The sequence below is a fragment of the Duganella sp. GW821-FHT07F09 genome, assembly GCF_059418705.1.
The window spans coordinates 203316-226737 of the sequence record NZ_JBWKQJ010000010.1 but is presented as its reverse complement, the minus strand read 5'-3'; the positions used below and the strand labels follow the sequence as shown (position 1 = coordinate 226737).

The 23422-nt window shown below is 63.4% G+C and carries 25 protein-coding genes; 10 read left to right on the top strand and 15 right to left on the bottom strand.

What is annotated here, in order from left to right; all coding sequences use genetic code 11:
* The first annotated feature begins 48 nt into the window (after nt 1-48).
* The 4 genes from AC07P1_RS25260 to AC07P1_RS25245 all read left to right on the top strand — a co-directional run bounded on the left by AC07P1_RS25260 (nt 49) and on the right by AC07P1_RS25245 (nt 4857).
* Entirely contained in the window at nt 49-861 is an 813-nt protein-coding gene (locus AC07P1_RS25260) for a rhamnogalacturonan acetylesterase (RefSeq protein ID WP_494698422.1), read from the top strand.
* Nucleotides 858-2273, top strand: a complete 1416-nt coding sequence (locus AC07P1_RS25255) for a pectinesterase family protein (protein ID WP_494698421.1) — start codon at nt 858-860, stop codon at nt 2271-2273. The genes AC07P1_RS25260 and AC07P1_RS25255 overlap by 4 nt, the downstream gene beginning before the upstream one ends.
* Before the next feature lie 10 nt (nt 2274-2283).
* Nucleotides 2284-4128, top strand: a complete 1845-nt coding sequence (locus tag AC07P1_RS25250) for a glycoside hydrolase family 28 protein (RefSeq protein WP_494698420.1) — start codon at nt 2284-2286, stop codon at nt 4126-4128.
* 237 nt (nt 4129-4365) lie between these two features.
* Entirely contained in the window at nt 4366-4857 is a 492-nt protein-coding gene (locus AC07P1_RS25245; protein WP_494698419.1) for a hypothetical protein, read from the top strand.
* A gap of 56 nt (nt 4858-4913) precedes the next feature.
* On the opposite strand, the gene AC07P1_RS25240 is transcribed toward AC07P1_RS25245, so the two are convergent.
* The 6 genes from AC07P1_RS25240 to AC07P1_RS25215 form a co-directional block, all read right to left on the bottom strand.
* Complete coding sequence (locus AC07P1_RS25240) at nt 4914-5792, bottom strand: SMP-30/gluconolactonase/LRE family protein (protein ID WP_494698418.1); 879 nt, start codon at nt 5790-5792, stop codon at nt 4914-4916.
* Nucleotides 5780-7354, bottom strand: coding sequence for an aldehyde dehydrogenase (NADP(+)) (locus AC07P1_RS25235; protein WP_494698417.1), 1575 nt, complete (start codon nt 7352-7354; stop codon nt 5780-5782). The genes AC07P1_RS25240 and AC07P1_RS25235 overlap by 13 nt, the downstream gene beginning before the upstream one ends.
* 79 nt (nt 7355-7433) lie before the next feature.
* Entirely contained in the window at nt 7434-8345 is a 912-nt protein-coding gene (gene kdgD / locus AC07P1_RS25230) for a 5-dehydro-4-deoxyglucarate dehydratase (protein WP_494698416.1), read from the bottom strand.
* 187 nt (nt 8346-8532) lie between these two features.
* Nucleotides 8533-9297 carry a FadR/GntR family transcriptional regulator gene (locus AC07P1_RS25225; protein ID WP_494698415.1) on the bottom strand — a complete coding sequence of 255 codons (765 nt, stop codon included), beginning with the start codon at nt 9295-9297 and terminating at the stop codon, nt 8533-8535.
* A 318-nt stretch (nt 9298-9615) separates the two neighbouring features.
* On the bottom strand, nt 9616-10434 hold the full coding sequence (locus AC07P1_RS25220; RefSeq protein WP_315212245.1) for an HDOD domain-containing protein: 819 nt from the start codon (nt 10432-10434) through the stop codon (nt 9616-9618).
* A gap of 15 nt (nt 10435-10449) precedes the next feature.
* Entirely contained in the window at nt 10450-11883 is a 1434-nt protein-coding gene (locus AC07P1_RS25215) for a DHA2 family efflux MFS transporter permease subunit (protein ID WP_494698414.1), read from the bottom strand.
* Nucleotides 11884-12185: 302 nt separating this feature from the next.
* On the opposite strand from AC07P1_RS25215, the gene AC07P1_RS25210 reads away from it, so the two are divergent.
* Complete coding sequence (locus AC07P1_RS25210; RefSeq protein ID WP_494698413.1) at nt 12186-13508, top strand: porin; 1323 nt, start codon at nt 12186-12188, stop codon at nt 13506-13508.
* 86 nt (nt 13509-13594) lie between these two features.
* On the opposite strand, the gene AC07P1_RS25205 is transcribed toward AC07P1_RS25210, so the two are convergent.
* The 4 genes from AC07P1_RS25205 to AC07P1_RS25190 form a co-directional block, all read right to left on the bottom strand.
* On the bottom strand, nt 13595-14176 hold the full coding sequence (locus AC07P1_RS25205) for a TerD family protein (RefSeq protein ID WP_494698412.1): 582 nt from the start codon (nt 14174-14176) through the stop codon (nt 13595-13597).
* A 37-nt stretch (nt 14177-14213) separates the two neighbouring features.
* The gene (locus tag AC07P1_RS25200; RefSeq protein ID WP_494698411.1) at nt 14214-14912 is read right to left on the bottom strand and encodes a TIGR00266 family protein; all 699 of its coding nucleotides are present in this window, start codon (nt 14910-14912) and stop codon (nt 14214-14216) included.
* A 38-nt stretch (nt 14913-14950) separates the two neighbouring features.
* Complete coding sequence (locus tag AC07P1_RS25195) at nt 14951-15526, bottom strand: TerD family protein (RefSeq protein ID WP_090316687.1); 576 nt, start codon at nt 15524-15526, stop codon at nt 14951-14953.
* Between the two features lie 126 nt (nt 15527-15652).
* On the bottom strand, nt 15653-16705 hold the full coding sequence (locus AC07P1_RS25190) for a DUF475 domain-containing protein (RefSeq protein WP_494698410.1): 1053 nt from the start codon (nt 16703-16705) through the stop codon (nt 15653-15655).
* A 110-nt stretch (nt 16706-16815) separates the two neighbouring features.
* Here AC07P1_RS25190 and nhaR point away from each other — a divergent pair, with 110 nt between their 5' ends.
* Genes nhaR through AC07P1_RS25175 form a run of 3 tightly spaced genes read left to right on the top strand, consistent with a single transcriptional unit; the run spans nt 16816 to nt 18667 of the window.
* Nucleotides 16816-17727: a transcriptional activator NhaR gene (gene nhaR, locus AC07P1_RS25185; RefSeq protein WP_090316692.1), complete on the top strand. Its 912-nt coding sequence runs from the start codon at nt 16816-16818 to the stop codon at nt 17725-17727.
* A gap of 56 nt (nt 17728-17783) precedes the next feature.
* A complete protein-coding gene (locus AC07P1_RS25180; RefSeq protein ID WP_494698409.1) occupies nt 17784-18149 on the top strand; it encodes a GFA family protein in 366 nt (121 codons plus the stop codon).
* Nucleotides 18146-18667, top strand: a complete 522-nt coding sequence (locus AC07P1_RS25175) for a hypothetical protein (protein WP_494698408.1) — start codon at nt 18146-18148, stop codon at nt 18665-18667. Before AC07P1_RS25180 ends, AC07P1_RS25175 begins: the two co-directional genes overlap by 4 nt.
* Before the next feature lie 83 nt (nt 18668-18750).
* Here the strand turns inward: AC07P1_RS25175 and AC07P1_RS25170 are convergent, their stop codons facing one another.
* Complete coding sequence (locus tag AC07P1_RS25170; protein ID WP_494698407.1) at nt 18751-19365, bottom strand: hypothetical protein; 615 nt, start codon at nt 19363-19365, stop codon at nt 18751-18753.
* Between the two features lie 213 nt (nt 19366-19578).
* Between AC07P1_RS25170 and AC07P1_RS25165 the strand changes: the two genes are divergently transcribed.
* Nucleotides 19579-20019, top strand: coding sequence for a GNAT family N-acetyltransferase (locus tag AC07P1_RS25165; RefSeq protein ID WP_494698406.1), 441 nt, complete (start codon nt 19579-19581; stop codon nt 20017-20019).
* Here the strand turns inward: AC07P1_RS25165 and AC07P1_RS25160 are convergent.
* The 3 genes from AC07P1_RS25160 to AC07P1_RS25150 are packed head-to-tail and all read right to left on the bottom strand — an operon-like array spanning nt 19985 to nt 21340.
* Nucleotides 19985-20461 carry a GNAT family N-acetyltransferase gene (locus tag AC07P1_RS25160; protein ID WP_494698405.1) on the bottom strand — a complete coding sequence of 159 codons (477 nt, stop codon included), beginning with the start codon at nt 20459-20461 and terminating at the stop codon, nt 19985-19987. The two genes, AC07P1_RS25165 and AC07P1_RS25160, sit on opposite strands and share 35 nt — an antisense overlap.
* Nucleotides 20454-20678, bottom strand: a complete 225-nt coding sequence (locus AC07P1_RS25155; protein WP_494698404.1) for a hypothetical protein — start codon at nt 20676-20678, stop codon at nt 20454-20456. Before AC07P1_RS25155 ends, AC07P1_RS25160 begins: the two co-directional genes overlap by 8 nt.
* Nucleotides 20679-20722: 44 nt before the next feature.
* Nucleotides 20723-21340 carry an energy transducer TonB gene (locus AC07P1_RS25150; RefSeq protein WP_494698403.1) on the bottom strand — a complete coding sequence of 206 codons (618 nt, stop codon included), beginning with the start codon at nt 21338-21340 and terminating at the stop codon, nt 20723-20725.
* 204 nt (nt 21341-21544) lie between these two features.
* Here AC07P1_RS25150 and AC07P1_RS25145 point away from each other — a divergent pair, with 204 nt between their 5' ends.
* Nucleotides 21545-22882, top strand: a complete 1338-nt coding sequence (locus AC07P1_RS25145) for a hemolysin family protein (RefSeq protein ID WP_494698402.1) — start codon at nt 21545-21547, stop codon at nt 22880-22882.
* Here the strand turns inward: AC07P1_RS25145 and AC07P1_RS25140 are convergent.
* Nucleotides 22879-23409, bottom strand: a complete 531-nt coding sequence (locus tag AC07P1_RS25140) for a hypothetical protein (RefSeq protein WP_494698401.1) — start codon at nt 23407-23409, stop codon at nt 22879-22881. The two genes, AC07P1_RS25145 and AC07P1_RS25140, sit on opposite strands and share 4 nt — an antisense overlap.
* Nucleotides 23410-23422 lie beyond the last annotated feature (13 nt).

Below are 23422 nucleotides of genomic sequence, written 5' to 3'. Positions count from 1 at the left end.
CCGGCCCGCAGCGATTGCGGCCGGCGCCTTTTTTTATTCGAGAAGCCTATGAAACTCCCGATCAGCTTTTTCGCCGTCGCGTTGTCGATGTGCGCCCACGCCGTCCACGCCGCCGACCCCGCGCCCCCTCCTCCGGCCAAGCCGGTGCGCGTCATCCTTGTCGGCGACTCGACGATGGCCAGCAACAGCGGCTACGGCGACGCCTTCTGCGCACGCGTACAACGGTCGAACACCTGCATCAACCTGGCCCGGGGGGGCCGCAGCTCCGGCAGCTTCCGCGCCGAGGGCCGCTGGGACGAGGTCGAGGGACTGCTGCGCGGCAGCGCCGCCTACCGTGCCACCTATGTGCTGATCCAGTTCGGCCACAACGACCAGCCGGGAAAACCCGGCCGCTCGACCGACCTCAAAACCGAATTCCCGGTCAATATGAACCGCTACGCCCAGGAAGTGAAGGCGCTCGGCGGCGTTCCCGTGCTGGTCACGCCGCTGACGCGCCGCACCTTCAAGGACAACGTCCTGGAGAACACTCTACAGCCGTGGGCCGACGTGATCCGCGCCGCCGCCGCCGCCCAGCGCGTGCCGCTGCTGGATCTGAACGCCGACAGCTACGCCGCTGTGCAGGCAATGGGCCAGGACGAAGCCGACACGCTGGCGATGGCGCCGCGTCCCGAAAAAACCGCCGAGGCCACACCGGCGCCGACGGCCGGCAAGGTGGAAGTCGCGGGCGCCGCCAAATCGGCCTTCGACCGCACCCACGTCGGCCCGAAAGGCGCCGCGTTCTTCGCGAACATGGTGGTGGAAGAGATGAGGCGCGCCGTGCCGGAAAGCGTGGGCATGTTCAAGCGCGAGGGTGAGCAGTGAAGCTGGCGCCTTCCGTTTTCGCCGCCGCGTTGATGGTCGCCGCCGGTGTCGGGGCGGCGCAGGGCAATTCCAGCACCCGCCCCCAACTGAGCGCAGCGCAAGCCAAACAATTCGCGTACGGCGAGGTGCTCAAGTATGTCGGCGCCGCCGGCAAGGAAAACGTCGATCCCTGGGACCCGCTGACCGATCCGCTGGCCAGGGGCGCCGCGTTCACGCCCGACTACATCGTCGACCATGCCGCGAAGGCGGACGGCGTCAAAACGTTCAACACCATCCAGCAGGCGGTCAACCGCGCGGTGCTCGACAGCGCCGCGCATCCGGCCAGGCGCCTGTACATGCTGGTCAAACCTGGCACCTATCATGAGCTGGTGTACGTCCCCGCCAACACCGCGCCGCTGACGATGTATGGCGACGGCAAGGACCCCGCCGCCACCAAAGTCACCGCCAAACTGGACGCCTCGGTGACAGGGGCCGCCTACGCCGCGCAATACGGCGCCCAGTTCGCCAAAGCGGCGCCCGGAGCGCAGGCGATGTACGCGACGATCAAGGACCGCGCCGTCATCGGCACCTTCGGCACCGCCACCGTCTGGGTACGGAACAATGGCTTCCAGGCGCGCAACCTCACGTTCGAAAACGGCTACAACAAGGACATCGGCAATGCCCGCGCCGAGTCGCTCCCCAACGTCAACAACGTGCACCATCAGGCATTGGCGCTGCAGGTGGACGGCTCGGACAAGGCGCAGTTCGAGAACATCCGCCTGATCGGCTTCCAGGACACGCTGTACCTCAAGTCGCCGCGCATCGGCAGCACCTCGCGCAGCTTCTTCAACAAGTCCTACATCGAAGGCGACGTCGATTTCATTTTCGGGGACAGCACCGCCTACTTCCACCAAACGGAAATCAGATCGATCGGCGATCGCGGCCTGTCGTATGTCGCGGCGCCGGACACGCACTTGAAAACCAAATACGGCTTCGTCTTCGACAACTGTCGCTTCACGCACGACGGCTCGGCCAACGCGCGACGGGGGACGTTCTACCTGCTGCGCCAATGGTTCCACAGCGCCCGCTGCACGCCCTATGCGCCGGTGCCGGTCGAAGGTTACGCTTGCCTGCTGGGCGACACCAACGGCTACCAGGCGCCTACCGGCACCATCGCCCGCGTCTCGCTGGAGGCGGTGGGCAAAATGGCCGTGCTCAATTCCCGCATCGGCGCCCATATCAACCGCTTCAAGCCGTGGTCGGACTGGAACAAGCATGGCGGCCTGCCTTACCGCCCTGTTCAATACAGCTCCGACGACTATTGGAACAATTTGATCAAGGCCGGCATCGATCCGGTCAAGGATCTCGGCTACACCGCGAAACCTACTCCCGCCGACATCTTCATCGGTGAATTCAACAATCAGGACGACTAAGGAATACAGCATGTCTATCAATACCCAGCGCCGCAGTTTGATGAAAGCCCTGCCGGCCGCCGGCCTGTCGCTAGGCCTCCCCGTTACCGCTAACGCCGCCACAGCGCCCGATCCATGGCTGCAGGCGCAGGCGATCGTCGATCACGTCTCAAAACCGCTCAAGTTCCGCAAGCAGGATTTCGATATCACCGCCTACGGGGCCAAGACCTGCAAGCTGTCCAAGGTCAAAGCCTGGATCTCTTTCGAGGAGCAGGACACCATCGACACGCCGGTGGCCGGATCGCCCGACTGCTACACCGCCATCCGCGACGCCATCAAGGCCTGCAGCGACGCCGGCGGCGGCCGCGTGGTCATCCCGGCCGGCGACTGGTACTGCGCCGGCCCGATCGTGCTGCTGTCGAACGTGAACGTGCACCTGAGCGCCAAGGCCCACGTCTACTTCAGCCACAAGCCGGAGGACTACGCCAAGTACGGCGACATCGATTGCGGCAAGCATGGCAAGCTGTCGATCTCGCGCTGGCAGAGCAACGACGTGCTCAATTACTCGCCGATGGTGTACGCCTACAACCAGCACAACATCGCGCTGACCGGCGATGACTGGACCAGCACCCTGGACGGCCAGGGCGGCGTGCCGTTCAACGACGAAGGCGACTGCTGGTGGACCTGGAAGGGCAAGCAAAAAACCATCAACTCGATCGGCCAGGGCACCACGCCCAACTTCAAGGCCGGCAAAATGTCGGAGAACACCGAAAACCCGCTCAACGCCATGTCGCTGGCGACGGTCGCGCCCAAGCTGACCGAGGCCGAGCGCCTGCTGATCCAGGGCGAAGGCCAGCGCTGGCGCGCCGACGCGCAGTATCTGCCGGCGCTGTCCGAAGCGGGCGTGCCGCTGTCGAAGCGCGTGTTCGGCATCGGCCACTATCTGCGTCCGCCGATGATCCAGCTGATCGGCTGCACCAACGTGCTGCTGCAGGGGTACCACGTCACGCGCACGCCGTTCTGGATGCACCATCCGGTCCACTGCCGCAATATCGTCATCCGCAAGGTGCACTGCGAAAGCCATGGCCCGAACAGCGACGGCTTCGATCCGGAAGCCTGCGACCACGTGCTGATCGAGGGCTGCACCTTCGACACCGGCGACGACTGCATCGCCATCAAGGCCGGCAAGGATCTGGATACGCAATTCGGCCCGTCGCAGAACATCGTCGTCCAGAACTGCATCATGCACAGCGGCCATGGCGGCGTGACCCTGGGCAGCGAGATGGCCGGCGGCATCCAGAACGTGTTCGCGCAAAAGCTGGTGTTCGAAAACGCCAACTGGAAGACCAACCCGCTCAACACCGCGATCCGCATGAAGACCAACATGAATCGCGGCGGCTACCTGCGCAATTTCTACGTGCGCGATTGCACGATACCGAATGGGGTACAGTTGTCGCCGTCGTTCTACGCGTCGCTGCCAGGGTCGCCGATCCAATCGAAGACGGTGGCCACGGCGGCCGGCGCCATCGTCACCTTCGATTGCGACTACACGCCGATCAGCGACAACGTGCGTACGCGGCCGCCGGTGGTGTCGAACATTCATATCTCGAACATCAAGGTTGGCAACGTCACCAAGGACGGCAAGACGGCGTCGTGCTTCCAGGCGATCGTGATCCTCGGGCCGGTGGCGTCGGACTACAACGGTCCGGGGCCGATGCCGCCGGTGGTGCCGGTCACGGACGTGACGATCACCGACTGCGATTTCGGCGTTCCGGTCAACACCGCGCAGCCATGGTTCCTGTACAACGTCAAAGGGCTGACCTTAAAGAACGTCACCATCGGCGGCAAGGTCCACAACACCACGCTGAACGCCTGAGGATAGGACGCAGAACCCGTCATGGCCGCTGGCGGCTCGTGGCGGATTAGCGGGCGAGGCCCGCCAATCCGCCCCGGGGCCCCTCCGAAGGAGGCGGCCTACCTGCCGGTAGGCCTTAAGAGGCGGAACGCCGTAATCCGCCGCAGAGCCGCCGACAACGCTCGAGCTTGTGTAGAAATGGTGGACCTGACCCCGGATCGGTTTATACTGGTCCGTCACCATACCGCGAGGCCGATCATGCGTCCGCTGTCCCTGCTGTTGCTGCTGTCCGCCACCGCCGCGCAGGCGGCGCCGATCGATGCGCTCAAGCCGATGGCTTTCCTCGCCGGCCATTGCTGGAAGGGCGAATTCGCCGCCGGCAAACCGCAAACCGACGAGCACTGCTTCCAGTGGATGTACGACGGCAAGGCGCTGCGCGACGTGCACACCACGCGCTCGCCGGGCAAGCCCGATTACGTCGGCGAGACCATCTACTACTACGACGCGACCGCGAAGCACATCGCCTATCTGTACGTGGAAAACGGCGGTGGCCACAGTCGCGGCACGATGACGCCGACGGCCACCGGCCTCGAATTCCCGGCGACCCAATATATCGGCGCCAATGGCAAGGCGCTCCCCTACCGCGCCAGCTGGACGCCCGCCGGTCCGGACGCCTACGAAGTCCTGAGCGAGATGCAGGTCAACGACAAATGGGTCACGCAATTCAAGATGCGCCTGACAAAACAGTAGCGGCGCGGCGTCCATGAAAAAAAATCGGACACCAAGGTGTCCGATTTTTTGATCATTCATCCAACGAACGGCGTTTCCGCCAGCCCTTTGACACCGGGCCGCAGCAGCAACACCGCCCCGCCCCACTCCGCGTCCTCCGGCTTGCCGGACGGGATGGAGGTGACGATCATCGTGTCCAGATCCTTGCCGCCGAAGGAGCACATCGACGGCTTCTTCATCGGCACCTCGAGGCGGCGATCGAGCTTGCCGTCCGGGGTGTAGCGCAGCAGGCAGCCGCCGTCGTTGCCGGCGACCCAGTAGCAACCGTCGGCGTCGACCGCCGCGCCGTCCGGACGTCCAACCTCCTTCGTCAGATCGGCGAACACGCGCTGGTTCGACGGCACGCCGTCGGCGATGTCGTAGTCGAACGCCCACACCATGCGCCGCAGCGGATGCGAGTCCGACAGGTACATGGTGCGTCCGTCCGCCGAGAAGGCGGTGCCGTTCTGCGTCAGCAGCTCGACCACCAGCGGCGCCGAAATACCATGCGCCGCATCGTAACGGAACAGTTTGCCGACCGGACGATTGGCCGACATGTCCATGAACATGGTACCGGCCACGAAGCGCCCCTGACGGTCGCAGCGGCCGTCGTTGAAGCGCATGCCTTCGCCCAGGCCCACCGATGGCGTGGCCACCTTGGTCGCCACGGCGGCCGGGCCGTCGCCCAGCTCCAGCTTGAACACGCCCGTCTCCATGCCGGCGATCAGGCCACCACCGGCCCTGGTCGCGACACAGCCGGCCATTTCATCCAAGGTCCAGAAACGCGTGGCGCCGGACGCGAGGTCCAGGCGCCAGACACGCTTGGCGGGGATATCGGTCCAGTAAAAGGCCGATTCCGCCGCACTCCACGTCGGGCTTTCGCCCACCGCGCATTTGATGTCGCTTACGCGTTCCATACCAGGTCACCGTTGACGATGCGCGGCAGCTTTTGCGGATTCTCGTCAGCCAGCGATTCAGGCAACAGGTAGGAAGGCACGTCCTGGTAGCAAACAGGGCGCAGGAAGCGGTCGATGGCGCCGGCGCCAACCGACGTCGAACGGCTGTCCGAGGTCGATGGGAACGGGCCGCCGTGCACCATGGCGTGCGAGACTTCCACGCCGGTGCCGAAGCCGTTGAACAGGATGCGGCCCACTTTGCGTTCCAACACAGGCATCAGGCGCGCGGCCAGTTGACGGTCGTCGGCGGTGGCGTGGACGGCGGCGGTCAGTTGACCTTCGACGTGTTCGGCCACGGCCAGCAGTTCGGCTTCGTCGTTGGCGACCACCAGCAGCGAGGTCGGTCCGAAGATCTCGCCTTCCAGCGCTGGATTGCTCAGGAAGGTTTTCGCGTCGACCTGGTACAGGAACGCTTGCGCGGCGCATGGCGCCTCGGTGGTCTGGCCGGCGGCCTTTTGCGAAACGCCTTCGATGCCCGCCAGGCCCTTGACGCCGTTGACGTAGGCTTTGTGGATGCCAGGGGTCAGCATGGTGGCGGCGGGCTTGGCGCCCAGCGAGCCGGCGGCGGCATCGACGAAGGCTTGCAGCTTGTCGCTTTTCAGGCCGATCAGCAGGCCGGGGTTGGTGCAGAACTGGCCGGCGCCCATCGTCAGCGAATCGGCGAAGGCTTGCGGCAGCTTGGCGTTGTCCAGCGCGCCCGGCAGCAGGAACACGGGATTGATCGAGCTCATTTCGGCGTACACAGGGATCGGTTCCTTGCGTTCGGCGGCGGTTTTCATCAGGGCGAGGCCGCCGGCGCGCGAGCCGGTGAAGCCGACCGCCTTGATGGCGGGATGGCTCACCAGCGCCTGGCCGATGGTCTGGCCGGAGCCGATCAGCATCGAGAACACGCCTTCCGGCATGCCGCATTCCTCAGCGGCCTTGGCGACGGCTTTGCCGACCAGTTCCGAGGTGCCCAGGTGGGCCGAGTGGGCCTTGACGACGACCGGGCAACCGGCGGCCAGCGCCGAGGCGGTATCGCCGCCGGCCACCGAGAACGCCAGCGGGAAGTTCGAGGCGCCGAACACGGCGACCGGGCCCAGGCCGATCTTGCGCAGACGCAGGTCGCTGCGCGGCGGAGTGCGTTCCGGCAGAGCGCTGTCCAGGGTGGCCGACTGGAAGCGGCCGTCGCGCACGACTTTGGCGAACAGGCGCAATTGATTGCAAGTACGACCGCGCTCGCCTTCCAGGCGGGCTTGCGGCAGGCCGGTTTCCCGCATCGCGCGCTCGATCAGGGTCGGTCCGAGATCCATGATGCGGTCGGCGATGGTTTCGAGGAACTTGGCGCGCGCTTCCAGGCCGGTGGCGCGGTAGACGTCGAAGGCGGCGTCGGCCAGTTCGCAGGCGCGCGCCAGGTCGGCGGCGCCGGCCAGGCCGAACGCCGGTTCGATTTCGACGTTGCGCGATGGATCGATCGCCTTCATCGTGCCCTCTTTACCCACAACGGCGTTGCGGCCAATGATCATTTCGCCAGCTACTTGCATATCGACTCCTTAGATGTGTGAAAAGCGCGGACCAGCCGCGCTTATGTTGTATGACGTTCTATGACGACAGCTTACCGGATTATTGCGCGCCCTGCTTGCGAATCAGCTTGTCGAGCATGTCGCATTCTTCGGCGGTCAGGTCGGTCAGCGGTGCGCGCACCGGGCCGCCGTCGTGGCCGACCAGGCGGGCGCCGGCCTTGACGATGCTGACGGCGTAGCCGGCCTTGCGGTTGCGGATCTCCAGGTACGGCAGGAAGAACTCGTCCAGCATCCGGTTTTGTTCGGCGTGGTTGTCCGAGGCGACCGCGTGGTAGAAGTCCATCGCCAGCTTCGGCATGAAGTTGAACACCGCCGACGAGTATACCGGAGTGCCGAGCGCCTTGTAGGCCGCCGCGTACACTTCGGCCGTTGGCAGGCCGCCCAGGTAGCTGAAACGGTCGCCCATCTTGCGCCAGATCGAGACCATCAGTTCGATGTCGCCGACGCCGTCCTTGAAGCCGATCAGGTTAGGGCAACGGTCGGCCAGCTTGGCCAGCGAGTCCGGGGTCAGGCGGCAGTTGGCGCGGTTGTACACCACCACGCCCAGGTTGGTCGCCTTGCAGACTTCGGCGACGTGTTCGATCAGGCCGTCCTGCGACGCTTCGGTCAGGTAGTGCGGCAACAGCAGCAAGCCCTGGGCGCCCACGCGCTCGGCTTCCTTGGCGTAGGCGGCGGCGACGCGGGTCGGACCGCCGACACCGGCCAGGATAGGCACTTGGCCGGCGCAGGTGTCGACGGCGGTCTTGATGATGTCGGTGTATTCGTTCGGGGTCAGCGAGAAGAACTCGCCGGTGCCGCCGGCGGCGAACAGCGCGGTCGCGCCGTACGGGGCCAGCCATTCCAGGCGCTCGATGTAGGTCGATTTACGGAAATTGCCTTCGGCATCGAAGTCGGTGATCGGGAACGACAGCAGGCCAGAGGAAAGGATTTTTTTCAGGTCATTCGGTTGCATAAGGTCTCCAATAATCGACGTCTATTGTGTGAAGGGGAAGTTCGACGGGCTTCCCGTCGCGTGTTGTATGACATCGTACAACCATATTCGGACGGGAGCAAGCGATTTAGCGAAAACTCGCCGATCGCCGGCACTAGCGTTGCTGTTCAGGGCGAAACCCGCGGCGGCGGCGCCGCCCTTCCGCGTATCAGCCGTTCTTGGCGGCGATATCCTCTTGCGCGCGGCGCAGGCGCTCGCGGCTGTTGCTCAGGTGGGTACGCATGGCGGCGCGGGCCGCCTCGGCATCCTTGCGCAGGATGGCGTTGTATATATCGTCATGTTCGCGGTTGACGCGCTCCTGGTAGACCACCGGATCGTCGTGGGCCAGCTGCGCCGAATCGACGCGCGTGCGCGGGATGATGGTATTGCCCAGGTCGCTCAGGATATCGACGAAATAGCGGTTGCCGGTGGCCTGCGCGATCAGCAGATGGAATTTGACGTCCGATTCGACCGAGCCGGGGCGGGTTTGCGATTCCTGGATGCGCTTGAGCACCACGCCCATTTCCTGCACCTGTTCTTCGCTGCGGCGGCTCGCCGCCAGCCACGCGGCCTCGGTTTCGAGGCTGATGCGCAGTTCCAGGATGGCCAGCACGTCGCCGAGGGTGCGGATGGTGTCGGACGAGATGCGCAGGTTGGCCGGCTGCGGTTCGAGCACGAAGGTGCCGATGCCGTGGCGGGTCTGCACCAGCCCCGCCGCCTGCAGGTGGGAGATGGCCTCGCGCACCACGGTGCGGCTGACGCCGTGCATTTCCATGATCACCGATTCGGTCGGCAGTTTCTCGCCCGGTTTCAGGGTGCCGGCCTGGATGCTGTGGGTGAAGCTCTCCACCACGCCTTGGGCGAGGTTGCGGTGCTTCTTCTTGGGCAAGGGCGCCGGCGCGGCGGGCAATGGGACTGCTGCGGTTTGACTCATGGCTGTTGGTTTGTTGTATGACGACTATTCGGCATTATCGCCTATGAGGGTCGTGCGATGTGCATATTGCCAGAGTTTCGACAAAAATGATTGCTTATACATCGTTTTCGCCACAGGGCGGCGAATCGGCCGTGATATGCGTTATCGACTGTCCACACATGGCGGATTACGCTGCGCTAATCCGCCCTACGTGGAACCGTGGCCGGTCGACGGCCGCCGGCCAAATGAGCAATGCGACGGCGAATCCGCCACGGATCCACGTAGGGCAGATTAGGCGGAACGCCGTAATCCGCCATGCACGCGCCGCCGACAACGCCCCTAGACCAGCAACGCCGCGCTCATCGAGGCGGCCTCCTCGGCCGATTCGGCCAGCATCTGCTCCAGCGCGGCGTTGTCGTCGATGAAGCCGGCCAGGCCGGCGTGCTCCTGCGTCGGCGAAAACGGCGAGGCTACCGGCGCCAGCCGCTTGGCGATGAGCAAGGTGTCGCGCAAGCCCAGCGGCGGCGGCGTCAACGTCGCTCCGCGCAGCGAGACGATGGCCAGGCTCACCGGCTCGGGGATCGCCATCTTCTTCATCATCTCGCGGGTGATGATTTCGTGCGCGGCGCCCATCCAGTCGGCCGGATCGTCCAGCAGGCCGGGAATCTCGTCGGCGCGCGACAGCAGATAAAAGCCGCCCGCCTCGTGGACGATGCCTGCGAACATCGCCGTGTCGGCGTCGGTGGCGGTCAGCTTGCGGGCGATCACATGGGACAGCGCGGCCACGTGGGCCGTGTGGCGCCACAGCTGCTCGGCCTTGGCGCGCAGGCCGGCGTCGCGGATGCGGCTGCCGAACTGGCGCACCACCATCGCCGCCGCCATCGTATACAGGTGGCGGTAGCCCACCCGCGCCACGGCCGACCGCACGCTGGTGACGGGCACGCCGCCACGGTTGAACACCACCGCGTTGGCCAGCGCCACGGTGCGCGCCGCCAGCAGCGGCTCGGCCAGCACCTTGCGGATCACGTCGTCGGTGTCGCAATCGGGATCGGCCAGCGCCAGTTGCAGCCGCAACGCGGCGTTGACGCTGGTAGGAAAGACCAACTCGCCGCGTGAGGCTTGCGTAACAATCTGCGAGATGTCTTTTAGTTTTTCCATAGCAAGATTATAGCGTTAAAGGCCACGCCGCTTTGTAACAACTTGTGCGCCGGCGCCCGCTTTGAGGAACATCGCGTCCAGCATGGCCAGCAAACTGACCAGCGCCACCAGCAGAAACGCCAGCCGGTATTCGATCGCGGGCCAGTCGGCGATGCCCAGCCGCTGCGCGCCCCAATGGCCCAGGCGCACCCCGCCCGCCCCCATCGCGATGCCCAGGCCCACCGCCACCTGGAACGAGGTGCTGAACAAGGTGTTGGCGGCCGCCATGCGCTGCTGCGGCACGTCGGCGAAGGCCAAGGTGTTCAGGGCGCTGAACTGCATCGAGCGCGTCAGCCCGCCGACGAACAGCACGGCGGCGATCAGCCACACCGGCGTGGCCGGCGACAGCAGCGCGCACGCCGCCAGCGAGGCGACGTTGGCCAGGCCGTTCACCAGCAGCACCGGCTTGAAGCCGAAGCGCCGCAGGATGGGCGTGGTGGCCGGCTTCATCATCAGGTTGCCGGCGAAGACCGCCACCACCAGCAAGCCGGACTGGAAGGCGTCCAGTCCGAAGCCCAGCTGGAACATCAACGGCAGCAGGAAGGGCACGGCGCCGATCGCCATGCGGAACAGCGAGCCGCCGACCAGCGTGATGGCGAACGTCGGGATGGCGAACGCGCCCAGGTCGATCAACGGATGGGCGGCGCGGCGCAGGTGCCAGACCATCGCGGCCAGCATGACGGCGCCGGCGGCCATGCACGATGCCGCTTCGAACCAGTCCGGATTGGCGCCGCCGACCGACTCCGCGCCCCACGTCAGCAACAGCACGCCGCCCGCGCTGAGCACGAAGCCGGGCCAGTCGAAGGGCCGTCGCGTCTCCGCGCGCTGCTCGGGAATCAGCCACAGGGCCAGCGCCAGCGCGATCAGCCCGAGCGGAAGATTGAGATAGAAGATCCAGCGCCACGACAGGTAGCTGGCGATGAAGCCGCCAACCGGCGGCCCCAGCACCGGTGCCACCAGCGCCGGCCAGGTCAGGGTGGCGATCACGCCGATCAGCTTTTCCTTGGGGGTGTTCTTGAGCACCAGCAGGCGGCCGACCGGCACCATCATCGCCCCGCCCACGCCTTGCAGCACGCGCAGCCAAACGAATTCGGTCAGGCTGTCGGCCATCCCGCATAGCACGGAGGCGAGCGTGAAGATCGTCAGCGCCGCCGCGAACACGCGGCGCGCGCCCAGCCGCTCGGCCACCCAGCCGCTGATCGGGATGAATACGCCCAAGGTCAGCAGATAGGCGCTGACGCCGATGTTGAGCGCCAGCGGCGCCACGCCGAACGATTTGGCGATGTCCGGCAGCGCGGTGGTGATGATGGTGCCGTCCAGGTTCTCCATGAAGAAGGCGCCGGCCACCAGCAACGCGATCCATTTGCTGGCGGCCGGCGGGGTGGATGGCTGGAGGGCGTCGCCGCTCATGTGCCGCCCCTGGGGAATACCTGTCGAAAAAGCATCGTGTCCGCTTGCGTTGTTTGCGATACACAAATTATACGCACCACCCCACTAGCGATCCGCAAGCCTCGTTGCGGCGCCGCAATTGTCCTGTCCGGCGCGACAACTGTGTTTGGATAGCCACGTCCGAGGCACAATCCGCCAAAAAAACCCTTCTTTTAATGACAACTGTACGTGGCGCAAGGCATGTTGCTCTACACTAGGCAATAACACGACCGAGCAAACGGTCGGTTTTTATCACCACTTATAAAAATACCGGAGACAAGAATATGAAACGCACCGCCGCATCCGCAGCATGCCTGTCCGCCCTCGCCTTCCTCGGCATGGGCCACGCGTGCGCGCAATCGTCCGTCACCCTGTACGGCACCCTCGATGTCGGCGTCGACCGCATCGAAAAAGGCGAGGGCAACGTCCAGGGCACCCTGTTCGGGCTGCGCGGCACCACGCCGATCCCGAACTCGATCGCCTCGCCGAAAAGCACCTCGGTGCGGGTCAGCCCGTCGCACACGCGGCAGAGCAACTTCGGCATGCGCGGCGTCGAGGACCTGGGCGGCGGCTATCGCGGCCTGTTCGTGCTCGAAGGCGGCCTCACGCTCGACAACGGCGGCCTCGCCAACGACGGCCGCCTGTTCGGCCGGCAGGCCTATGTCGGCCTGACCACGCCGGTCGGCGAGGTCAAGATCGGCCGCCAGGCCAGCCCGATGCTGATCTCCTATTACCTGGTCACGCCGGAAGCGATCGGCAGCACCGACCTGTTCAGCGCGGGCCTGGCAGTCAACACCTTGCAAACCTTCCAGGACAACCAGGTCAGCTATGCCGTCAAGCAGGGACCGTGGACGGCGATCGCGTCGTTCTCGACCAACGCCGGCGTCGGCAGCGGCGTCAGCGCCGCGCGCTCCTTCCCCACCGCCACCACGCCGGTGGCCAGCGCCAGCACCGGACAAATCGTCGGCGGCCTGACCGCCGGCGCCGAGACCACCGACGACCGCGGCCGCGCCGTCGGCGCCATGCTGGCCTGGCGCGGCGAGAGCCTGACCGCGCTCGCCTCCTACCACCGCAACGACTTCGGCGGCGTACCGCTGGGCGTGGTCTCGGGCACCACCCTGGTGCCGCTGTACACCATCGAGAACTACCGCGCCTACATGGCGTCGTTCAAATACATTTTCGCCGGCACCGGCACCACCGTCGCCCTCGTCGGCCACCAGGGCAAGTTCAACCTGGGCGGCAACACCGATCCGACCGTCAACACCTGGGGCGCGACGATCAAGCAGGCCATCGGCCAGGTCGACGTCAGCGCGCACCTGCTCGACACGCGCTTCACCAACTACACGCGTGGACGCGAGCGCGGCCTGATGTTCGGCCTGGACTACAACTTCTCCAAGCGCACCGCGCTGTACACCCGTGTCGGCGGCGTCAAGGACAAGCGCGGCAACATCGTCCGCGGCGCCATCACCCCGCTGCCGATCGCCGGCGGTCCGGGCGCGCTGCTGCTGCCGCTGGGCTCGCAGGAAGTGCCACTGTTCGCCGGCGCCGGCCAGAACCTCGACGCCAAGACCACCATCGTCAGCCTCGGCATCCGCCACGCGTTCTAACGCAAAAAAGCGGAGCACCGCCGGTACGGTGCTCCGCTTCAACTGCGGGTACAACTCATTATCGGGGCGCTTGCGCCCCGAAATCATTACAGGTGCGCGGCGATCTGCGGCAGCAGGTCGTCGAAGGTACGGCCGTTGCCGTTTTCGCCGATCGCGTGCATCTTCCACTCACCGTTGTGACGGTACACCTTGGCCATGATCTGCGCCGAGTGCGGACCCTGCACGGACAAATTGAAACGCGCCACTTCCTTGCCGTTGGACGCGTCCAGCAGGCGGCAGTAGGCGTTCTCGACCTGGGCGAAGGTCTGGCCGGTGAAGCTGTTGACCGTGAACACCAGGCTCTTGACGGTCGGCGGCACGGCGTTCAGGTCGACGTTGATCTGCTCATCGTCGCCGTCGCCGGCGCCGGTGCGGTTGTCGCCCGTGTGGACGATGCTGCCGTCCTTGCTCTTCAGCTGGCGGAACCAAATCACGTCCACCGGACGCTGGCCTTCATCGAACATGACGACGGAGGCGTCCAGGTCGACCGCCTCGGTCTTGGCGCCGAAGCCCAGGAAACCCTTGCTCTTGATCGCATCCCAGCCCAGGCCCATGGTGACCTTGCCGAGTGCGCCGCCGCTTTCTTTTTCCAGAGAGATCTTCTGGCCCTTGCTCAAATTAACTGACATTGTGTGCTCCTTAGTTGGTTTGGTTGGCGATCATGGATTACTGCGACCCTGGGCGCTGGGCCCAAGCCCGGAACGCCGCGCCGTTGCGCGAACACACCAGGATCTTTCCGGTTCCGGAAAAGCGCAGCACCATGCCTTCGCCGCTGGTCTGGCTGTTGACCAGATTGCTCAAAAAGCCGCTGTTGCCGCCGGTGGTGACGGAGATTTCATAGCGCAGCCTGTTATCCCACACCACCACATGCGAATTGTCGATGACCACATCGTTGCCGGGCGTGACATCGAGCTCCGAGATCGAGCCGAAGCCCGACACCGCCACCTGGCCGCTGCCGGCGGTTTCGGTGATAAAGAAGCCCCCGCTCTGGGCGAACAACGCGTTGCCCAGGCTTTGCGTGCGCACCTTCAGTTCCACGTTGGAGGTGGCGGCGACAAAGGCGCCGTCGCTCAGCATGTACTGCACCTGGCCGACGTCGAGCACCTGCATGGCGCCCGGCAGGGTGGGCGCGAGCAGGCAATCGCCGCCCCCGCGCACCGCCTCGATGTGTTGCTGGAAGAAGGACTCACCGTTGGCGAAGCGACGCATGATGGCCGCACCGATACCGCCGGTGACCTTGCCCTTCAAATCCAGCGTCGCTTCCATCATCACCATCGCATCCGATTCGCAGTAGATCTTCTCTCCCTGCGCCAGTGAAACGTGCAGAAACGGGTCGACATCACCGGTGACCGAAAATTTTGGCATGACTGAGTCCTTTCAATTAAAACACTACTTTACAACAATTAAACGCCGACGCCGAACGATGCGGCGAGCGGACCGAGACCGCCTTTGAAGCCCTGGCCGACGGCCTTGAACTTCCAATCGGTACCGTTACGATACACCTCGCCGAACACCATCGCCGATTCGGTCGAACCGTCTTCGGACAGGTCGTAGCGGGCGATTTCGGCGTTGCCGCTGGCGTTGACGGTGCGGATGTAGGCCTTCTGCACCATGCCGAAGTTTTGCTTGCGGGCGTCGCCGTCGTGGATCGTCACGCAGATGGCGATGCGCTCGACATCGGCCGGCACCTTGGTCAGGTCGATGGTGACGGTTTCGTCGTCGCCGTCGCCGGCGCCGGTGCGGTTGTCGCCCGAGTGGGTGACCGCACCGTCGGACGATTTCAGGTTGTTATAGAAGATGAAGTCGTTGTCGGCGCGAACCTTGCCATCGACCTTCAGCAGGAAGGCCGAGCCGTCCAGGTCGAAGGCGCTGCCGTCGGTGGCGCGCGCGTCCCAGCCGAGGCCGACGACGATTTGCGACAGGCCCGGGGCTTCCTTGCTCAGATTAACGTTACCGCCTTTTTGCAGACTGATTGCCATAATGTGATACTCCTTAAAGAAACCGGACTTGGGTACTGCAGGCGGCGGATCGTGTCCGTATTTAACGACCCGCCGTGTTCTGTTGCAACTCTAACTTTGTTTGACTACCGCTTTGTTACGCCACCGTTACGCGGCAAGCTTTTCAACGGCCGCTTCCTTGCGGCGGTGGCGCACCGACGACCAGACCGAGGCGGCGATGAAGGCCACGCCAATCAGACCGGTGAACAGTTCCGGCACGTGGAACTTCATACTTGCCAGCATGATCGCGGCCAGGATACCGATCGCATAGTGGGCGCCGTGTTCCAGGAAGACGAACTGGTCGAGCGTGCCCTTCTTCACCAGGTAGACGGTCATCGAACGGACGAACATCGCGCCGATGGCCAGGCCCAGCATGATGATCACGACGTCGGTGGTGATGGCGAACGCGCCGATCACGCCGTCGAAGCTGAACGAGGCATCAAGCACTTCCAGGTACAGGAAACCACCGATACCGCCCTTCTTGACCATGTCGCCGACATCGCTGCCGCCAGACTCTTCCTTCTCCAGCAGGCCGCTGATCGCGTCGACACCGACGTACACCAGGATGCCCCACAGACCGGAAATCAAGACCACCAGCTTTTGCGCCTCGGTCACCAGGCCCATACAAGCCATCAGCACGCCCAGCGAAATCATCACCGAGATCGACGAGACCTTGCCCAGCGAGCCGAGCTTCTTCTCGAAGTTACCCAGCCAATGCACTTCCTTCTCGTCGTCCAGCAGGAAGTTCAGGAACACCAGCAGCAGGAACATGCCGCCGAATGCCGCCACCTCGGCGTGGTGGTTCGTCAGGTGCATCGAATACGTTTTAGGATCGTTCAGCGCCAAAGTCCAGACATCCATGATGCCGATGTCGGCCGCGACAGCGACGATCACCAGCGGGAACAGCAAACGCATACCGAACACGGCGATGATGATACCCAGGCCCAGGAACAGCTTTTGCCAGAACTCGTCCCAATCCTTCAGCACGGAGGCGTTGACCACCGCGTTGTCGAACGACAGCGACACTTCCATCGCCGCCAGAATCAGCGCGACGCCGAAAGCGGACAAGGCGCCAGGCCATCCGTTCAGCGTGTATCCCCACCAGCCGGCCGCCGCAAGGCAGATAAAGCTGACCAGGAAGGAAATTCTAAAATGCTTCATTGATTTTTTCCCCAGTTATAAGTTGATGTAGCGCAGTGTATAGGCGTGCAGCCAATTTAAAAATAGAAGATAATTGAAGTATTACTTCGCAAAAGCAGAAGATACCTACTATGAAGACCAGCGGATTGAATTTCCGCCACCTGTATTTTTTCTGGATGGTGGCCAAGGAGGGCGGCGTCACGCGCGCCGCCGAGCGTCTCGGACTGGCGGTGCAGACCATCAGCATGCAGCTGGCGTCGCTCGAGCAATCGGTCGGCAAGCAATTGCTCGAGCCGCAGGGGCGGCGCCTGGTGCCGACCGAGGCCGGCCGGCTCGCGCTCAGCTACTGCGACCAGATCTTTCTGCTGGGCGAGCAATTGCAGGACGCGCTCGACGAGGCCGAGGCCGGCAAGATGAGGTTGACGGTGGGCATCTCCGATTCGCTGCCCAAGCTGATCGCGTTCCGCCTGCTGCAGGCCACGCAGGAAATGGACAAGCAGGTGCGGCTGGTGTGCATGGAGGCCGAATTCGAGGACTTGCTGGCCGACCTGGCGCTGGGCAAGCTCGACGTCGTGCTGACGGACCGCACGGTGCACGCCGGCGGCAGCCTCAAGGTGTTCAGCCACCTGCTGGGCGAAAGCGACATGAAGCTGTTCGGCGTGCCGCGTCTGGCGGACAAATACCGGCCCGGCTTCCCCGCCAGCCTGAACCACGCGCCGCTGCTCGTGCCCACGCGCAACAACGCGCTGCGCGGGCGCATCGACGCCTGGCTGGTGCAGCACGAGGTGCGGCCGGAAATCGTCGGCGAATTCGAGGACAACGCCATGCTCAACACCTTCGGCCGCAACGGGATGGGCTTGTTCTTCGCCACGTCGGCGCTGGCGCACGATATCGAGGAGCAATTCGGCGCCGTGCTGGTCGGCGACGCGCCGGAGCTGCGCGAGCATTTCTACGCCATCTCCAACGCCCGCAAGATCAAGCACCCGGCGGTCGAAGCGATCCTGTCGGCGGTGCACGGCGGACCGTTCGCGGTGGCAAGCTGACAGGGGTTATCGAATCGGTTACAGTCTGGCGATCACCCATTAATACGGAGGACGCCATGCTGAAGGGAACTTGTCTATGCGGCGGCATCGCCTACCGGGCGGACGGGCCGGTGTCCCACGCCAGCCACTGCTATTGCACCATGTGCCAGAAGCAGCACGGCGCCGCGTCCGGCACCTACGCCAACGTGGACACCGCCGGCTTCGCCGTCGAACGTGGCGCCGACCTCGTGACGGAATACGCCTCGTCCGACCACGGCCGGCGCGGCTTTTGCCGCGTGTGCGGCTCCACCTTGTTCTGGCGCAGCACGCAAAGCCCGGACCGCATCGCCCTCACCCTGGGCACGATGGAGCCGGAATACGACGGCCCGGTCGAGCGCGAACTGCACACCGACACCAAGCCGCGCTGGCTGCCGACGAAATGAGCCTGCCGCCGACGATCAGCCTGAAAAAGCTCAGGCACATCGCCGCAGGCATCGCGAGCTCTTTCATCCGTCGCAACAACGATGCGGGCGGCCAGTGGGCGCTTGGATTGCTGTACCGCGACGCGCCGGAGGACCAGCGCATGCGACTGAACCTGCTTGACCACACCACCGTTCCGTCGACCAACATCGTGCGGCTAGTCGCCCGAAACTACGGAGAATTCCTGCGTCGCGCCGCGCTCAAGCAGGGAGTGCCGTTGGAGGAACTGGCGGAAGCCAAGGTCGAGTTACGCTTCAACGCCGATGTGCGAATACCCGGCGAAGGTTGCGTGTTTGTCGGCGACGCATACCTATGCACGGTCACGCTGACGTTAAGGGACGGCCGGACAGCCGTCACGCAACGCGCGGGCCGCTGCCTGCGCTACGAAAAAGGGCGGTTCCGGGGACGCACGCCGGGCGACGACACGATCCTCGAATCGCTACAGAACGACATCCGACTCGCCCCACGTAGGGCGGATTAGCCGGCACGCGCCGCCAACACCGTACGCGGTTGTACCGAACTCCCCCCGAACACCGCATACTGGCGCCGTGGCCGGCGCCCATTTCACAAGATCCCCAATTCGAATTTCTGCGCGAGAAGGTCATCCCACGCGATGTACATGAATTGGCTGCCGTCAGGATTGTCGATATACCCGAACCAATTACTGTTGTACTTCATTTTCTCCTGAAGAAAACTCGCCCGCGCAATCAGATCGGTCGTCCTGATGACAGCCGCGCACAATAGCTCCCCTCCTTTTTTGTCCAGATAAGCCTGGACCGTAAGGTGAGGATAGAGATGACCCTCGTCCCGATTGGCGATGGCCCTCGCTCGCTTCTCCAGCTCCGTCTCTCCGCCGCCTTTGGAGCGCGTACGGATGGTGAACGTGCGTCGCGCCGGTCCCCATTGCACCCGGCTCGCCAGCCCGCGAATCGACGAGGGGTTGGCCTGGATGTGCCAGGCGTCGATGCCGGCAAGGAGGTCCAGTTGATCCATGAAATTTTTGTCTGAAACGGCTTCAACCGGTTGCAGCTTGCCTCCGCCGACAATCGGCAATTGCGAGATGCCTGGCCACACGACGTTGACAAAATCTTCCGCGCTGGCCGACAGCATCTTGATGACATGGTCTTGCGCGCTGGATGCTTCCGCCAACGACTTGAGGGTTTTGAAAGTGAATGCCACTTGGTCTTCTCCGCGAGATGTACGATCCTGTCTCGAGCATATCATCACGCCGAAGAGTGAAAAATCACACATTCCCACATGGGTCGTCCACCGCGCGCATGGCTGACGGCCGTCAAGTGTTGTGCCTCCACTGCACACCAAAACTGTCCAAGATGAAACCATGATTAAATACCGGCGGGCTTCCCTATCAGTTTCACATCAATGAAAGAAGCAATGCATATTCGACAGGCCACCCTCCTCGACATTCCAACGATGTCGGCCATCCGCTTGGGCGTCAAGGAAAACACGCTATCCAATCCGAGCCGAATAACCGAACAGATGTATCGGGATTATCTGGAACTGCTGGGGTGCGGCTGGGTCGCGGAGGTTGATGGCGAGGTGGTCGGGTTTTCCTACGCCGACAAGAACGACGCGTCAATCTGGGCCTTGTTTGTCTCGCCGGATTATGAAGGCAGGGGAATCGCCAAGCGCCTGCTGCAGGTCGCGGTGGACTGGCTGTTCGCCCTGGGCCACGAAAGCGTTCATCTAAGCACGTCGAAAGATACACGGGCCGACAGATTTTATACGGGCCAAGGATGGACCCGAAGCTTGCTGAACGATCGGGATGCCGGGTTCCGCCTTACGCGGGAGACGACGACATTCTCACGTAGCTAATGTCAGTGCCGTTGTATTGCCGGTTCGCCTGACCGGTAACGGTGAATCCGCTTCGTTCATAAAACTGTCGCGCGTTCAGATTCGACTCCGCCACATGGAGCGACAGTCCACGCGGCTCGCGTGCCAGCGCAGCGTCGAGCAAGGCATGGCCGACGCCTCGCCCGCGTGCCGCGCTGTGCACGAACAACGCACGCAATTGGCCGTCGAACATGGCGGCGAATCCCATCACTCCGCCATCTTCGCAGACGATGACATCGGACTCGCGAAACGCCGCCAGGATGACGGCATCCTCTTCCAGCGGAATGATGTCAACGGCCTGGCCTTCGTATGCCAGCTCGTCACGCTTGGCATCGGCGTAAATTCGGCAGACGTCGACAAGATCCGCCTCATCAAACTGCCTGACGCAGATCGCCGGCGGCAGGCCGGCATCCGGTTCAGACAAGATCGGCCTGCTTGCGTCGCAGCCGCGCCCCGTAATACACCACAAATCCGATCATTGGAACCAGCGCGAATAGCACGCCGACGCCGATAAAAAGCCAGCCGACGGCCGCGCCGCCGAATCCGCAGAGCACTAGTAAAAATAAGATATCCGGACTGCTCAGGACAATGAGGCCAAGTTTTTCACGAGGGGCGGCAGATTTTCCAAAAATTTTCTTCATTGCAAACTCACAGTTCGGTTCGTCGTAGTCCATCGCGTCAAGGACTAGTTTTTCAGCAGCAACCTGCCGTAGGTGGTATCCGTCCGTTTCCCTTTGGCGTCCGGGTCCACGGCGAAGCGGCAGCTTTGAACATACGCCGCGGCGGCATCCATCAATTCCGGCGGCAGCCCTGATGCTTCCGCCTTCACGTTCCAGGGCGTCCCGTCACTTTTCACCAGCATGCGCAGCAGGATGCCGTTGGCATCGGTGGGTGATTTGTCCAGACTTTTGAAAGTCTGGAACCATTCGGACGCTGGACAACTCCCCTCCACCATCGACGGGTGCAGCATCGACCCGCCGTTCAACCGCCACACGAATTGCGTCGGCTTGGCGGGACCTTCCATCTCCGGCTTCGGGAACACGCAACGGGACAGTCCGATCAAGGAGGCCTTATCCAGAATACCCCAACCAGAACTTTTCTCGACCTTCGCCGACACGGGCCGGCCATCCGGTCCCACGACAAAACTCAACGTCGTCGTGCCTTCGAGCTCATAGCGACGCGCTTCCTGCGGCCATTCTGGCTTGGCGCAGCTAGCCGTTGGTGCGGCGTCACTTCGCACCGACACCAGCAGCAGCACTACCGCCGTGAGAAAGAACTGCTGCCATTTTCCTGTGCTGCGCATCCCGTCTCCGATTTATCAAGTTAAATGAACCTACAATAAGAATAGCATCTTGCTCGATTGGAAAGTACGCGGATTCTCACAGGTGGCCTGATTTCCGGCCTCGCCGCCGGCCCGATTTTCGATTGATAAACGGCAATTTGCGCCCCATCCCCGCGCAGTCGTTTAAGATGCATGTTTTAACTACGTCACCGCCGCTCGGCCCCTATGCAAAACGTTATGCTTGTCGTGCTCGCCCTGTTCCTGGTCGCGCTCAATGGATTCTTTGTGGCGGCCGAATTCGGCATCGTCACGCTGCGCAAGACGCGCGTTCGCGCCATCGCCAAGACCCAGGGACTACGCGGACGCATCCTCGGCAAAGTACACGGCCAGCTCGACGCCTACCTGTCGGCCTGCCAACTCGGCATCACCCTCGCCTCGCTGGGCCTGGGCTGGGTCGGCGAACCGGCCTTCGCCAGCCTGCTCGAACCCTTCCTGACCGCCATCGGCATCGACTCGCCCAAGCTGGTCCACAGCATCGCCTTCATCTTCGCCTTCGGCGTGATTTCCTTCCTGCACATCGTCGTCGGCGAGCTGGCGCCCAAGTCGCTCGCGATCCGCATGCCGGAAGTGGTCGGCCTGTGGTGCGCGCCATTGCTGTACGCCTTCTATTGGGCCATGTATCCATTCATCTGGGTGCTTAACGGCAGCGCCAACATGGTGCTGCGCCTGGCCGGCCTGGCCGGCAAGGGCGGCCACGACAGCCACTATTCGGTCGAGGAACTGAAAATGATCCTGCGCACCAGCCAGCCTGGCGAGAAATACAACAAGGACGAACGCAACATCCTGGCCCACTCGCTCGATTTCAGCGATCTGGCCGTGTCGGACCTGATGCGCCCGATCAACGAGGTGATCAGCCTGCACGCTGGGCGCTCGCTGGCCGACAACCTGCAAACCATGCTGCGCAACCGCTTCAGCCGCTATCCGTATTACGACAAGGATGGCGAGACGGTGCTGGGCGTGGTGCACTTGAAGGATTTGTTCTTCGCCCAGCAATCGGGCAAGCCGATCACGGACCTGATGCCGTTCCTGCGGCCGGTGGAGACGATTTCGGCGCGCACGCCGGCGCTGGAGCAATTCCGCCGCTTCCGCGACGGCGCCCCGCACTTCGCGCTGATCGGTGAAAAGGGCAAGCGGCCGCTGGGCTTCATCACGCTCGACAACCTGCTCGGCGCGATGGTCGGCGAGATCCACGATGAGTTCCGCCTCAACGAGAACGACTGGCTCAAGCAGCCCGACGGCACCTTGATCGGCAAGGCCAGCCTGCCGATCTTCTCGCTCGAACGCACCCTGGGCATCGATATCGAGAACGAGGAATTGGGCATGGACGAGGTGGAGTCGGTCGGCGGCCTGATCATGCTGAAGCTGGGCGACATCCCGAAACAGGGTCAGCGCATCAGCTTCCGCCACTTCGATATCGTGGCAAAGAAAATGAACGGGCCGCGCATCCTGCTGGTGAAGGTCATTCCGAAGGATGACACCGAGGACAACGCCGATCTGGATTAAGGGATGGGTGGGTTTTGTTTGGGTGGCGAGCCGGCGGAGTGCGCAGGCTCGGTTGTCTGAGTCTGGCTTGCCGTCGTACCGCTCATGCCCGCCTTCCTCTCGACGCCCTGCTGGAGTTCTGCGCTGAACCGGCATCCAAGCAAAAGCGCTCCAAGCACAAAAATCGACACTAAATTGACTACCAGATTGCCCGAAACATCGCGTACCCAGCCACTTATAGTGCGTTTTGCGCGGAGCGTATCGCTAACCGCCCCCAGCTTTTCTAGAAGATTCATATTGCCAGTTTCGATTTTCCTGTACAGCACGCCCTTGCGAGTGGTGGCCTCAATACTTTCAACAAGCTCGTCGAGACCGGCGTTGATGAAAAATCTCATTAACGTCTCGCCACGGGCCCGATACACTGCGATGGATGTATCCAACGAAGCGATGACATTGAAGCTGTCCAGTTCTTCCTTTGTGAGCTCACGTCCACCAAAGGACTTACAGAACTCAATTTTTTGCTGTTTGTAGATGATGTATGCGAACACTCCGATCGCGTCG